The 14,327-nt window shown below is 41.8% G+C and carries 12 protein-coding genes; 4 read left to right on the top strand and 8 right to left on the bottom strand.

What is annotated here, in order from left to right; translation table 11 throughout:
• Positions 1-84 precede the first annotated feature (84 nt).
• Positions 85-2,163: a peptidoglycan D,D-transpeptidase FtsI family protein gene (locus ACZ43M_RS26360; RefSeq protein ID WP_464505473.1), complete on the top strand. Its 2,079-nt coding sequence runs from the start codon at positions 85-87 to the stop codon at positions 2,161-2,163.
• A gap of 136 nt (positions 2,164-2,299) precedes the next feature.
• On the opposite strand, the gene ACZ43M_RS26355 is transcribed toward ACZ43M_RS26360, so the two are convergent.
• From ACZ43M_RS26355 to ACZ43M_RS26335, 5 genes are all read right to left on the bottom strand, one after another.
• The gene (locus ACZ43M_RS26355) at positions 2,300-3,481 is read right to left on the bottom strand and encodes a M20 metallopeptidase family protein (protein ID WP_464505472.1); all 1,182 of its coding nucleotides are present in this window, start codon (positions 3,479-3,481) and stop codon (positions 2,300-2,302) included.
• Positions 3,482-3,491: 10 nt separating this feature from the next.
• Positions 3,492-4,214, bottom strand: a complete 723-nt coding sequence (locus ACZ43M_RS26350; protein WP_464505471.1) for an amino acid ABC transporter ATP-binding protein — start codon at positions 4,212-4,214, stop codon at positions 3,492-3,494.
• Positions 4,211-4,873: an amino acid ABC transporter permease gene (locus ACZ43M_RS26345; protein WP_464505470.1), complete on the bottom strand. Its 663-nt coding sequence runs from the start codon at positions 4,871-4,873 to the stop codon at positions 4,211-4,213. Before ACZ43M_RS26345 ends, ACZ43M_RS26350 begins: the two co-directional genes overlap by 4 nt.
• A gap of 68 nt (positions 4,874-4,941) precedes the next feature.
• Positions 4,942-5,772 carry a transporter substrate-binding domain-containing protein gene (locus ACZ43M_RS26340; protein ID WP_464505469.1) on the bottom strand — a complete coding sequence of 277 codons (831 nt, stop codon included), beginning with the start codon at positions 5,770-5,772 and terminating at the stop codon, positions 4,942-4,944.
• Between the two features lie 256 nt (positions 5,773-6,028).
• Positions 6,029-7,480 carry a L,D-transpeptidase family protein gene (locus tag ACZ43M_RS26335; RefSeq protein WP_464505468.1) on the bottom strand — a complete coding sequence of 484 codons (1,452 nt, stop codon included), beginning with the start codon at positions 7,478-7,480 and terminating at the stop codon, positions 6,029-6,031.
• A 303-nt stretch (positions 7,481-7,783) separates the two neighbouring features.
• On the opposite strand from ACZ43M_RS26335, the gene ACZ43M_RS26330 reads away from it, so the two are divergent.
• Together ACZ43M_RS26330 and ACZ43M_RS26325 are read left to right on the top strand one after the other, a co-directional pair.
• Positions 7,784-8,497: a DUF2238 domain-containing protein gene (locus tag ACZ43M_RS26330; protein ID WP_464505467.1), complete on the top strand. Its 714-nt coding sequence runs from the start codon at positions 7,784-7,786 to the stop codon at positions 8,495-8,497.
• 57 nt (positions 8,498-8,554) lie between these two features.
• Positions 8,555-9,601 carry a glycosyltransferase gene (locus ACZ43M_RS26325; RefSeq protein WP_464505466.1) on the top strand — a complete coding sequence of 349 codons (1,047 nt, stop codon included), beginning with the start codon at positions 8,555-8,557 and terminating at the stop codon, positions 9,599-9,601.
• 280 nt (positions 9,602-9,881) lie between these two features.
• Here the strand turns inward: ACZ43M_RS26325 and ACZ43M_RS26320 are convergent, their stop codons facing one another.
• On the bottom strand, positions 9,882-10,301 hold the full coding sequence (locus ACZ43M_RS26320) for a GtrA family protein (RefSeq protein ID WP_464505465.1): 420 nt from the start codon (positions 10,299-10,301) through the stop codon (positions 9,882-9,884).
• Positions 10,302-10,380: 79 nt separating this feature from the next.
• Between ACZ43M_RS26320 and nagA the strand changes: the two genes are divergently transcribed.
• Complete coding sequence (gene nagA / locus ACZ43M_RS26315; RefSeq protein WP_464505464.1) at positions 10,381-11,529, top strand: N-acetylglucosamine-6-phosphate deacetylase; 1,149 nt, start codon at positions 10,381-10,383, stop codon at positions 11,527-11,529.
• Between the two features lie 54 nt (positions 11,530-11,583).
• Here the strand turns inward: nagA and ACZ43M_RS26310 are convergent, their stop codons facing one another.
• Both ACZ43M_RS26310 and ACZ43M_RS26305 read right to left on the bottom strand, forming a co-directional pair.
• Positions 11,584-13,530 carry an FtsX-like permease family protein gene (locus ACZ43M_RS26310; RefSeq protein WP_464505463.1) on the bottom strand — a complete coding sequence of 649 codons (1,947 nt, stop codon included), beginning with the start codon at positions 13,528-13,530 and terminating at the stop codon, positions 11,584-11,586.
• On the bottom strand, positions 13,520-14,284 hold the full coding sequence (locus ACZ43M_RS26305) for an ABC transporter ATP-binding protein (protein ID WP_464505462.1): 765 nt from the start codon (positions 14,282-14,284) through the stop codon (positions 13,520-13,522). Before ACZ43M_RS26305 ends, ACZ43M_RS26310 begins: the two co-directional genes overlap by 11 nt.
• Positions 14,285-14,327: the final 43 nt, after the last annotated feature.

The raw sequence follows: 14,327 nt of genomic DNA, 5'->3' as shown, positions 1-14,327 counted from the left end.
CCTAAGCCCTTCTTCATTCGTTTATATAGTAATGAGCAAAAATTTTGTAAACATTTTGAAGCTGCAAAGGGGGAGGGCGGTTGGATGGCCAACAAGAAAGAAAAAAAGCGTACGTTGTTACGGGTTAATATTCTATTCCTGATTGTTTTTTTACTTTTTTCTACTCTTATTTTCAGAATGGGAATGGTCCAAATTGTATATGGCGAAGACTATCAAAAACAAATTGCCCGAACGGAAAACATTACCGTCAATAACCCTGTTCCAAGAGGACAAATGTATGACCGATTTGGACGGCCCATTGTTAGTAATCTTGCAGTGAATACGATTATTTACACCAGGGATGTCAATTTATCGAATCAAAAAGTTCTCGATGTTGCAAAGGATCTGGCCAAACTCATACATAAGGAAACAGAGCGATTAACGGAGCGAGACTTGAAGGACTATTGGATTTTAACTCGGCCGGAAAAAGCGGAAAAAAAGCTCACATCCAAGGAACTTGCCAATACGAAATTAACCAGTAAAGAGCTATACCAGCTGCAACTAAAAAGAATTGACCCAGAGACAGATTTGGCTGAGATCAGTGAGGAGGAACTGGAGGTTGCTGCGCTTTATCGCGAAATGGCTGGCGGTTATACCCTCACCCCGCAAATTGTCAAAAATGAAGATGTGACATTAGAAGAACTGGCATTCGTGAGCGAAAATTTGGATCTCCTTCCAGGTGTGGATGTCGTGACGGATTGGCAGCGGGAGTATCCGAATGGGGACATTTTTCGCTCTGTTTTAGGAAATATAACGTCTTCAAAGGAAGGGCTGCCTGCGGAAAAGCTAGATTACTATCTTCCTAGAGGATATAGTCGAAATGACCGGGTTGGAAAAAGCCAGCTTGAGTTATTTTATGAGGATGTGCTAAAAGGACAAAAGGAAAAGGTCCAGTACAAGACAAACAATGCAGGGGAAATCGTTTCAAACAAGGTGATCAGCGCAGGAAAACCGGGTAAGGATCTAGTGCTGACGATTGATATGGAGTTGCAAAAACGGGTAGAAGAGGTCTTGGCCAATGAGCTGTTATCGGCAAAAAATAATGGCGGGGGCCCATTCCTTGACCAGGCTTTTGTTGTGATGATGAATCCAAAAACAGGAGAAGTTCTTTCCATGGCTGGAAAAAAACTCGTGCAGAAGGATGGCCAGTGGACAGTAAATGACTATGCGCTCGGGACGATTAACTCCGCTTATGCCGTAGGATCGTCAGTGAAAGGCGCAACGGTATTGACCGGTTATAAAACAGGTGCGATCCGGCCGGGCACCAGGCTCCTTGATGAACCCCTTCATATTCAAAGTACGCCGACGAAAAGTTCCTATACAAATATGAGCATGATTGACGACTTAACCGCTCTAAAAATGTCATCGAACGTGTATATGTTTAAAACGGCAATTAAAATGATGGGGACGGAATATCGCCCCAATATGAAGCTGCCGCAGAGCCCGGAGATTTTTAAAACGTTCCGATATTATTTCAACCAGTTTGGACTTGGTGTCAAGACGGGGATTGATTTGCCGAATGAAGCGTCTGGCTTGCTTGGCAACACCTCTGTTCAGGGGAAGGCGCTTGACTTTGCCATCGGGCAGTTTGATACTTATACACCAATTCAACTGGCTCAGTATGTCTCAACCATTGCCAATGATGGAAAAAGAGTCAAGCCAACCCTTGTTAAAGAAATTCGCGAACATAGTTCCGACGATAATGAGTTAGGGCCGGTGTATTCGTCGATGGAGCCGGAGGTATTAAATGAAATTGATATGGAGCCTGCCCAAATTAAAAGGGTACAGGAAGGATTCAGAAAGGTTTATCAGGAAGCGGGTGGAACGGCAGCAAAATACTTCTCGGAAGAGCCATACCGTTCCTACAACATTGCAGGAAAAACTGGAACAGCAGAATCCTTCTATTATGATTCCGTAAAGAAACGGATCATAACAGATATGCCGACTTACAATTTAACCTTGGTCGGCTATGCACCATTCAATGATCCCGAAATTGCCTTTTCCATCGTGGTTCCGTTTACCCAAACCGACTCCCATCCAGTTAACAAAAAAATCGGGCAGGGAATTATGAAGGCGTATTTCGATTTGAAAAGCGGTCAGCTTGGGGATTCCATTCAACCGTGAGACTACTTTTCTTTTAACTATTTTGTGAAGTCTTCAATAGTTATATCTCCATGAGATCTGTAGACATGCCATTGCAGCTTGTGCGGATAAAAAAAGAAGCTAACAACCTTCAGTGGTCGTTAGCTTCTTTTTCTTGTTACTGCAATAATTGAAAGGCAGAAAGGACCATCCATTTTACTCCGATTCTAATCGCTTCCTCGTCGACCATAAATTCGGGATGATGCAAGCCGTGAATAATGCCTTTTTCTTCATTTCTTGAACCCAGCCATACATAGCATCCGGGAACTTCCTTTTGATAATAGGAAAAATCCTCGCCGCCCATGGTTGATTCCGCAAGCAGCGTATTTTCCTCGCCAACAGTGGAAATAGCAGTGGAGCGAACAATTTCAGTAACCTTTGGATCATTCACGACAGCCGGAATTAAAAATTGATAGTCTATTTCAACTTCGCCGCCGAGTGCAGTGACCGTGTTGGTCACGATGTTTTTAAACGTTTGATAGATTTTTTGTCTAACCTCTTCATTTGAAGTTCTGACTGTTCCTTTCAGGACAGCCTGATCAGGGATGACATTATTGGTTGCTCCTGCTTGAAAAGCACCGATGCTGACAACAGCTGATTCTTTGGCTGGTACGGTACGGCTGACAATCGTTTGGAGCTGGCTGACAACCGCACTGCCAATCACAATCGGATCAATAGTGTTTTCCGGCAATGCGGCGTGCCCGCCTTTTCCCTTAATGGTTACTGTAAAATCATCACAACTGGCCATAAAGAATCCTTCTTTTATCCCAATGGTTCCCGTAGGAAGATCAGGGGAGTTATGCAGGCCAATGATCGATTTGACACCTTCCAATAAACCTTGTTCTATAATGGATACAGCACCGCCTTCGGTTTCTTCTGCCGGCTGGAACAAAATACGGACATTTCCCGGAAGGATATCGCGCATGCTTTGCAGGATGATACCAGCCCCTAAAGCAATCGTTGTGTGGACGTCATGGCCGCACATATGACTGACCCCCTCTATTCTGGAACGGAATGGGAGATTGGATGCCTCTTGAATGGGCAGCGCATCAATATCGGCACGTAAAGCAATTGTCGGTCCCTGTTCACTTCCAGCGACCTCGGCGGCTGTCCCTGTTTTTAAACTCGTTGGAATTTGTGTGATGCTGAATTCCTTAAACCACCCATTGATGCGTTTGGTTGTTTCGAATTCTTGATTACTAAGCTCAGGATTCATATGAAGTTCTCTACGGATTTCTACTAATTTTGGAAACAGATGATCTATTTTTTCATCAAGTATGGCAGATAATTCGTTCATCATGATTACTCTCCTATCTTAAGTGTCCTAAAAATTCTCTTGTTCTCTCATGCTGTGGGTTTCCAAAAATCACATTCGGAGACCCTTGTTCAATGATTGTGCCTCCATCCATAAAGATAACGCGATCGGCTACATCCCTGGCAAAACCCATTTCATGGGTGACGACAACCATGGTCATGCCTTCCTTTGCCAATTGTTTCATAACGCTAAGCACTTCTCCGACCAATTCAGGGTCAAGGGCAGAGGTCGGTTCATCAAATAGCATGATTTTTGGCTCCATGGCCAACGCCCTGGCAATCGCCACCCGCTGTTTTTGCCCCCCGGACAAGCGGTTAGGATACTCATTTTCCTTTTCCTCAAGTCCTACTTTTTTGAGAAGCTCCAAACCTTTTTTCTTTGCCTGGTCTTTGGTCATTTTTTTTAGTAAGATTGGGGCTTCAATAATATTCTCCATTACGGTCATGTGAGGGAATAAATTGAATTGTTGAAAAACCATGCCGATGTCCTGGCGCAATTTATTTAATGAAGATTCCTTCGACTCTACTAGTTTCCCATTAATACTGATGGTTCCAAGATCGGCCGCTTCCAAATGATTCATGCACCGAAGAAACGTGCTTTTCCCCGAGCCGCTTGGACCAATTATGACAACTACTTCACCGGAAGAAACGTCTAAATCTATACCCTTTAAAACTTCTAGGCTATTAAACTTCTTGACGATGTTTTTACATGAAATCATTCGTATGCACCTACTTTCTGCTCGATTTTCCCTACAATATAAGACATGATGGTTGTTAAGAGTAAATAGATTAAGCCAACCAAAAGGAAGACTTCCATGTATCGGTACGTGCTGCTGATGATTTGCTGGCCAGTGCGAAGCAAATCATATAAGGCAATCGTTGATACAAGGGAGGATTCTTTAATTAGCGCAATAAATTCATTTCCTAAAGGCGGCAGCATGCGGCGGAAGGCTTGAGGAATAATGACCCTTCTCATCGCTTGGCCTGAGCTTAAGCCAAGGGATCTTGCTGCTTCCATTTGCCCTTTGTCAATCGACTGTATTGCGCCTCTGGCAATTTCCGCAATATAAGCAGCTGCATTCAGTGATAACGCAATGCAGGCTGAAACAAACGGTGGCATTGTCAATGCACTGAATACGGATGGAATCGCAAAGTGGATGACAAATAATTGCAGCAAAAGCGGGGTGCCGCGGATTACCCAAATATAAAAACGGCTAATTTGAGAAACTAGCGGGTTTGATGAAATCCGGCCTAAACCAACAAGTAGACCGATGATGCTCCCAAAAATTATACCGATGACGGCAATTTCAATGGTCACTAACGCACCTTGTAACAGGTATGGCAAGTATGTGCTGGTAAAAGATAAAAACTCACTCATGCTGACATCTCTCCTTGTGAAAATAAAAGGGATAAATCGGAAGACCCGATTTATCCAATGTATCCCTATTATTGTTTAGTAATATCAGACCCAAACCATTTTTCGCTGGCTTTACTCAATGTTCCATTGTCCTCAAGTGTTTGAACGGCTTTCTCTAAGGCTTCTCTGAGCTCAGCATCACCTTTTCGAACGGCAATCCCCATCGGCTGTACATTGAAAGCATTTCCTGCCACTTCAAATACCCCAGGTTTAGTCGCCATATAATAACGGCCAACTACTTCACCAATAACTGCGGCATCCACCCGTCCAAGTCCCATGTCATTGAATACATCGGTCGTCAAATCATATTTTTTCACTTCTTTAATTCCGTCAATGGAATTTACAGCTGTTTCACCTGTTGAACCTAATTGGACACCGACAACCTGCCCTTTTAGGTCATCAATGGATTGAATTTTTAAAGGATTTCCTGCTTTTACAGCTAAAATTTGCCCGACGCCAAAGTACTCAACAAAATCAACCTTTTTCTTTCTCTCATCCGTTACATTCATGGAAGAGAGAATGATGTCAAAGCGTTTTGCATCTAAGCCAGGAATGATTCCATCCCATGCAGAGGGTACAAATTTTACCTTAACTCCAAGTTCCTTAGCAAGTGCATTGGCAAAATCAATATCAAAGCCGACTAACTCATTTTTATCATTGCGATATTCCATTGGCGGTAGTGTATCGTCCATGCCAATGGTGAGTTCACCTTTTTCTTTTATTTGTGACAGTGTGTTACTGTCGGATTTTTTTTCACTTTGTGTGTTTTTTGATGTATCCGGTAAATCAGGCTGTGTGCCGCAAGCTGCAGTCATCACAGCAAGCACAACAATGAATAGTAATGATATGGCCTTTTTCATGGTAGTATCCTCCTAAGTTGACTTTAGTGCTTTATTTATTTAGCATAGTAAAGCACTTCAACAAAAACTATTCTATTAAATTAATTGATAAATTGCAAGAATTATATTAATAAAAAACTCCTATTAAATCAGAAATTATTAAACAATGACCTTTTATCCTCATCAAAGCGTGATCGAAGAAGGTTTTTTTCCGTTCCACGTGAAACAAAACAAGCAGGAAACCGTAGTGGTTTCCTGCTTGTTCCAAGTTGTCTATTTAGTAAATAATAACTGGATCGTACGTGCTAAGGGTTTCGTATACCGTCTTCATAGCACTTGGCTGAGTGTTGACACAGCCATGCGATCCATCGTTAAGGTAGGCATTGCTTGCCCAATTTTTCCGCCAGCCAGCATCGTGGAATCCCTGTCCATCATTTGTAAATGGAGCCCAATAATTGACTGGGGTTTTATAGCTTGGTTTTCCTCCGACCTCTCTGCCTGTTAATACAGTAGGTGATTTCTTATAGAGGATATACCAAACCCCAGTTGATGTATCATTACCGGTGCTGTGCTTGCCAGTCACAACATTTGTAGTGATGACCAGTTTTCCTTCCTTGTAGATCCAAATTCGCTGTTCAGCAATTGATACTTCAGCGTACGTATCTCCAATTCCATTATTCGTGGTTGTGTCATAACCATAGCCTTCGCCTTTCCAGCCATGACCGACAATATTGGAAGCAGAAATGGCTGGCTCCCCTTTTTCAAAAGCTTGTTGAACGAGTGCTGCCTCTTTATTAACGTCCAATGCCCAGCCGTAGCCTCGAGCTTTGACAGGAACAACCTTACCTGAGTGGGTCTTAAAGTTGATATTTTTGTTTAACGTAGCTTGGGTATCATTAATTTCTTTAATCGTGTTCTTAATATCATCAGGGTCGATGGTAATTTGCATGTCCTTTGATACCGTAGCAGTTTTTATTAGGTCGCTGGCTTTTAAAGTGTATACCTTATCCTGCACCTTGTATTCAATCGTTTGTCCAAGAAGTTCCTGAAGTTTTTTCGCTTCGTTCTTTACAACTTTGCTATCTTCTCGAATAGGCTGTATGTATACAGGCTCCAGGTTAATTTCGCTTTTATAATACTGCTTGTCGTAATCCTTCATAAGTGTTGAAACGTCAAACTGTTCCCCATCACTGCTCTTGGAGATGACGATTTTGCCCTGTTCAAGTTTGGCAAAAGCATCTACTGGTGCTTTCAACGATTCATTCATGGACAGGAGCTTGTCTTCAACCAGTTTCTTCATTGTCTCAGTCCGGTATTGGTCTGCCTTTATCGGTATCAGCCAATAATTTTTTTCCTTTGAAGAAGGGAAAAATGTCCACTGGCTTTTTAATAGTTTGTTCACTTCGGGCAGATCCTTATCAGAAAATCCCATCTTCGTGTCAGCTTCATCCAAAATTTGCTGTTGACCGATGGAGACTTTGTTCACTAGTACTTCCGTTTTTAACTTCTTTATCGCCTCGTCGGCAGTCAGCCCGCCGACCTTAATCTCATTAATCATAATCTGGGAATTGAAGCGAGTGGCCTGATAATAACTGAGTCCTGCAATGAGTAGAGCAAGGATAGCGATGCCAGTTACGGCTGCCGCCTTCCTGCCTATACCCTTCTTTTTCTTTGCATGTGCCTGTACCCTTCCAATTTCTTCGACTGATTTTCTTCCAGTGTTACTCATACTTCCTTACCCCCGAATGCCTGTTATCCTAGACATTATTACAAATAGATTTTTTCTTGTAATATTATAGTAAACTTCTGATTTAGTTTACCTTATTATTCTTAAATTATCACTAAATTGTTACTGGAATTTTACAGATTGTTACACTGTAAAAAAAATTAAGCATTTACCGTAATAATAATGAAAATTAATTAAAATTTATCCCTTTTGCATCGATTGCGAATCTTTCCTAATTTCTGTACGTAAAAGCTATAATGATAGAGTATTATAATAAAATTACCTCAGAATAAAGGGGGGGAAGTGTTGACAGAGAAAAAGTATGAGAAAAGAAAGACCTGGATTTTTAGAATTGTCTTGGCCTTACTAATTATTTCAGTTATTTATGCCATTTATATGTTTAGCATAGCCCCATCAGGTACTGCCAGAAATGAATACGAACATGTAAAAAGTGATTATGTCCTGATGATTCTTCAGTGTGCCTTTGGCAGTATTATTATTTTCCTTCCGTCAAAGGTGGAGAAGCGGTTTCGTGTTGATATTCCAGATGTAATGGAAATCATTTATTTCATATTCTTGTTTTGTGCGATCTATCTTGGCGAAGTTCGTAATTTTTATTATCGAATTCCTTATTGGGATGTGATTCTGCATTGCTTTAGTGCAGGGATGTTAGGGGCATTGGGATTCGTCCTTGTCCAATTCTTTAATGATACAGAGAAGATTAAGATTCAATTAAGTCCTTTATTTGTGGCGCTATTCGCCTTTTGTTTCGCCCTTGCCTGTGGTGCTGTATGGGAAATTTATGAATTTGCTGCTGACGGTTTGCTAGGAACAAACATGCAAAAATTTATCACCGCTGACGGAACAGTATTAATTGGACGGGAAGCAGTGACCGACACAATGGAGGATTTGATCGTCGATACCCTCGGTGCAATGGTTGTAACAGCATTTGGATATGTTAATTTGCGAAATCAGAAGCTAAAGCAAACTCCTAATGTCACGGTTGGAAAGGAAATATAGCAGCCTATCTATGATAGAATAGAGGAATAACAGAATACTAATGTTAGGTGAGTTTAAATGAAAAAAGTTGGCTTAGTGATGAGGAAAATACAATTTACAGAAGCACATGGACCTAGAATCTTTGCGGATCGCTTAAAGGCACTTTGCAAGGAGTTCGGTGTGGACATCGTGTTTATTTCTCCTGAACGGCATGTGAGTGGATATGATCATCTCTCTGGTTACGAACATGAAAAGGGTGACCTCGTCAACTATGATATTGTATTGGACAAACTCTATGCAGAAAAAATTAACCATGTTATCTATACCGTTTCCGGGTTTACTTTTTTAAAGATGTTTATGAAAAATAGTGTACTGTTCCCGCATAGTTTCCCCGACCCGGCATTGACGGGCTATGAAATGATGAAGCCATTTTACTCGATTGTCGACAAGGCTATTGTTCAGACTGATTTTTTAAAGCGGGAGCTCTATGGTAAATTTGGTGTCGACGATGTAACGGTTATACCGATTGGGTTTGATGAAGGAATGGCAGAAAGGTATTTTGACCCTTCGCAAATTGTTGATAACCGCGTACTTTGGATTGGACGGGATGAAGAAAACCGCCAGCCTGAGCTTGTTTTGGAGTACGCTCGGCAAAATCCCGACAAGGAAGTGTTCATGGTCTTTGGCGGCGAACGGTATCGGGATAGTGTGAGAAGGCATAAAATTCCTGATAATGTAAAGCTTCAGTTTGCTTTGTCACAGGATGAGGTTTTTTCGCTGATGAACACGGCAAAGGTTTATTGGAACAGCTCCAAATTTGATACGTTTGCCATGCCATTAACTGAGGCGATGGCGATGGGGAAATTGATAATAAAGCCCGCGCATCCTTGCTACGATCACATCAATTCCAGACACTCCTTTTCAGGCAACGAAGAGAACTGGTTTGAACTCGTTAATATGGCGCTGGCGGCACCTTACAAATATTCAATGGAAAATCGGATGCACGCATTCGACAGATTTTCAAGTACAGTCATGAAACAAGGATACCGTGATTTTTTTGATAAATGGTTGTCGGGTACTATAGAAACGAGTGAACCATCATATAGTCTAACTGGCCAGTCGTAGAGGTCTCATAATGGACGGTCCCTTTAAAAGGGGTCGTTTTCTATTTTATCCCTGCCTTATTCCTGCGAGAAAAAATAGAAGCAGGAAATTTGACTATGGATGTCGAATTACTTGTACAAAAACTTTAAAACTTCCTGCTTACTCAGGCAATCAAAAATTTTGCGATAATTCCTTAGAAGTAATTCCTTTAGATTAAAATTCCGTTTACTTATAAAGTGCTTCGAAACTTGAGCAAAACTTCCGATTGCCTATATTAGAACTGTCCCCTGCTTCTCGAAATTTATTTAAATGTCCACCATTTGTTTAAGGAAAAGTTATAGATGACATTAAAAATGGTGGCGAATAGTTGAGCAAGGAGGCTCGATACTCCACTTACCTCGACCAGAAGATAAAGGATCAGCAAGTTAATCAGGAGTGAAGAGGTGTTAACACCAATAAATTTAACTCCCTGTTTTACATTGCGTTTTTGTTGAAATACAAATGTGGAACTGAAAATATAGCCATTTAAGAGCCCGGCACAATAAGCGATAACACTGGAAAGTAAATAGTGCAACCCGAAGAACTTAATTAAAAGGTAGTAGACCACTAGTGAAATCAATGTGTTTGCTGCACCTACGATACAAAATTTAAGAAACTGTCCGTATTTAAGAATTACCGGTTTAACTGTACTAAGAGTGAGTCGTTTTTGTATTTCTTCCATATTACATACCAATCCTCCAGGTTTAACATCTATAATAGTATTAAACAAATTATTATTTTCAATAAGGGGGTTAATACAAATGGCGACAACTCTCATTCGCAATATTATATTACTGGAAAATCAAGAGTCAAAGCCTGGAACTGTTCTTATTCACGATGGTCAAATTGAGGCTGTAAGTGGAGAAAATGACATTTATAAAGCAGATGTTGAAATCGATGGAGACGGCAAATTGCTAATCCCGGGAATGATTGATGTACATATACATGGTGCAGAGGGGTATGACATGATGGACGGAACGTTGGCTAGCATTGAAGCTGTTTCAAAGGCTTGTGCCCGGACAGGCTGCACCACATTTTTGGCTACCTCGGTATCGTCAACATTGGAGGATCTTCAAAAAATGATTTCCAACGTTGCCATGGTCTCAGGAAATGAGCCAGGGGCACAAATTGTAGGCGTTCACATTGAGGGCCCCTATCTAAATATCAAACGCAAAGGGATGCAGAATGAACAGTATTTACGCCATCCTGATATAGAGGAAATGAAGGTGATTCTTGAAAAATCAGGTTCCTTGATTCGTATGGTCACGCTAGCACCGGAACTGCCAGGGGGTCTTGAGTTAATTGATTTCTTAACCGAAAGAGGAATTATTGCCGCTATTGCTCATTCGGACTGCGACTATGATCAAGCAAAGCTAGCATTTGGCCGCGGTGCCAGCCATGTTACCCACTGTTTTAATGGAATGCGCCCGATCCATCATCGTGACCCTGGCATGGTCATTGCCGCTTTTGAAGAAGAGCATGTCAGTGTTCAAGCCATTGTTGATAACGTACACCTGCATCCGGCGATTGTTCGGTTGATGCACCGCGAAAAAGGAGCCGATAAAATGGTCCTGATAACCGATGCCCTGCAGGCAATGGGAATGGGCGATGGGACCTATCTGTTTGGAGGGCATGAAGTCAAAGTGTCTCAAGGAGTGGCAAAGCTTGCTGACGGAACTCTTGCATCGAGCACAGTAACAATGAATGAAGCCTTGAAGAAAGCTGTTCAGGCTGGCATCCCATTGGCAGATGCCATTAAGATGGCAACCCAAACTCCGGCTGATGTATTAGGTTTGACCACAAAAGGCCGAATTCAGCCAGGTGCTGATGCTGACTTGATACTAATCGATGGGCAGTTTGAGGTACTTTGGACGATGGTTGGAGGTAAGCTGGTGTACCAATCAATCTAAATAAAAAAACGGGTGGTGTCAGGCACCACCCGTTCGGAAAAGCTGGAAGCAACTTCACAGCGCTTCTTTAATGACTTTTTTATAGTAGCGGACGGACAGGAATCCGAAGATGGAGTAAAGGACAGTATATAGCAGCATGACGATGAGCATTGGTGTCCAAACTTCTGCGCCAAACAGGAACCAGCCTGATTGGACAGCGAAATAGCTGTGGGATAAGCCGACTACTAGCGGAATGCCAAAGTTGAATAGCTGCTTGCCGCGAATCCCTTTTATTAAATCTACCTGGGTGAAGCCAAGTTTACGCAAAATCGTATAGTTTGGCTTTTCTTCTTCACCTTCTCCCATTTGCTTGAAATATAGGATGCAGCCAGAGGTAATCAGGAACGTGAGCCCCAAGAATCCGACGATAAACAAGGCAAGACCCATGGTTTGTTTCTGCCCATTGCTGATTTCCAGGCGTGAATCATTAGGACTATTCTCGCTGTAACCTTCGTCTTTAAATAGCTCATTGGCTTTTTCCAGCTTTGCTTCATCATTCAGGGTAATCCCGATAAAAGTAGAGGACCCTCGTTGAATCTCAGGGTTTAAATCATTTTTTAACCTGTTAAATATGGTATTGTCAACAATAGCTGTAGGTGAGCCGCCGCCTGTAAAATACCAGGAAACAATGAAATCCTTTTTCAAACCCGCATATTCCACTGGTATCACTTCTTGTTGTCCTTTTAATTCAATTTTCCCGGAATCTTTAAACGACATAAACTTCTGAAGTAAATCATTATAACCAGTAAAAATCGTTTCATCCGAGGCAACATCTATACCAGTTACGTCCTGTTCACTGACGACGGAAAGGGGCATTTTCTCGGCATCAACAAGCATGCCCTCCATGCTTGTTTCCATAATTGAGCTTAGATTAGCCTCAACCTCTATAACATCAATTCTCTTTTCTTTGTATTTAATACCGTTCTCAGTTAATGCCCCTGTAAATTGTTGTGCTTCCTTCGGATTGGTAAAAGCGAAATCTGCCGCGACATTATTTAACGCTGTTTTTTCTGCGGAGTAGTAGGAAATATACGCTAACGACAATAACCCGATTGCCAATGCCGATACGGTGGTAATGACTGTTAATAACAAGGCATTTGATTTCATCCGGAACATGATGGAAGAAAGCGAAAGGACCTCGTTAATATTCAGGTAGCCATCCTTCTTTTTTCGAATAAGGTGAAATATAAAGCTGACTGACCCTTTATAAAACAGGTAAGTCCCGATAATGACTGATGCTAGAATGCCCGCCATTGCAAGGAACAACTCTATCATTGTCGTGAAGTCACCGCCAAATAACTTCGAAGAAATATAATAGCCGGTCGCAATGGAAATCAAGCCAATGACTCCTATGATAATCTCGAAGACCGACATCTTCTTTACTTTCCCCTCTGTGGAGGAGACCACCCTGAACAGAGCAAGAATGGTTTGCCGTTTAATAAATACATAGTTCATCATCATGATCAGCAAGTAGATAACGCCAAAAACAATTAGCGTTCGGTTGAGAGCCTGCTGTGAAAAATGCAGTGTCGCAACAGCGTCAACCTTGGTTATCTTAAACAAAATCATGACCAAAAGCTTGGAGGCGGAAAATCCGATAAAAATCCCAATAATTAAGGAACTGAAGTAAAGGATAAAGTTTTCCGTGGTCAGGATTCGGAAAATTCTTGTCTTGGTCATGCCAATTAATTGGAATAACCCGATTTCCTTGCTGCGCCTCTTGATAAAAATAGTGTTGGCATAAAGCAGGAAAATCGAAACGATTGCCACAAGCATAACCGTTCCGGCCTTTAGTGCCGCCGCCCCTTTGATCGAATCCTTTGCTTCCACCATCGCTGGGTCAAACTGTAACGTGACAAAGGCAAAATACAGGGCGATGCTAAAGATGAGCGCAAATACATAAAGAAAATAATTTTTGAGATTCTTTTTTAGATTGCGGAGGATCAGCTGGTTAATGCTCATACTGATTCACCCCGCCTAACACGCCTTGCGTCTTCATGACATCCTGGAAAAAGGTCTGCCGTGATTGCTCCCCTTTATTTAACTGGGTGTAAATCGCCCCATCTTTGATGAAAATAACTCTGTTGCTAAAGCTCGCCGCAACTGGATCGTGAGTGACCATTACGATGGTTGCCTGGCGTTTTTGATTTAACTGACTTAGTTTGTTTAATAAGTCGGATGCCGACTTGGAATCAAGGGCACCGGTGGGCTCATCAGCAAAAATAATGCTTGGTTCATGGATAAATGCCCGCGCTGCCGAGGTCCGCTGCTTTTGTCCGCCGGAAATCTCATTTGGATATTTGTCCTTGATATCCAAAATGCCAAGTTCAGCGGCTACCTCGGTAAATTTCTGTTCTGCCGCTTGTTTAGAAACATTGTTAATCGATAGCGGAAGCAGGATATTCTCTTTGACGGTCAAAGTGTCCAATAAATTATACTCTTGAAAAATAAATCCCAAATGATGCTTGCGGAATTGGGCCAGCTGTTTTTCTCTCCTCCGGGTAATTTCATTGCCGTCAATTTTGATCGTCCCGTGACTTACTGTATCAATCGAGGAAAGCACGTTGAGCAGTGTTGTTTTCCCAGAACCGGAAGCCCCCATGATACTGACGAATTCGCCCTTTTCCATGCTGATATCGAGGCCCTTCAATACTTCCTGTTTATTGAACTTGTTGCCGTAGCTTTTATTAATTTTCACAGCTTCTAAAATATTCATCTCTTACACACTCCTTCATTACATAGCTTCATTATAAAAAAGC

Source organism: Neobacillus sp. B24, assembly GCF_055381825.1.
The sequence above is the reverse complement of the archived record's forward strand: the minus strand, read 5'-3'. Positions and strand labels throughout refer to the sequence as shown.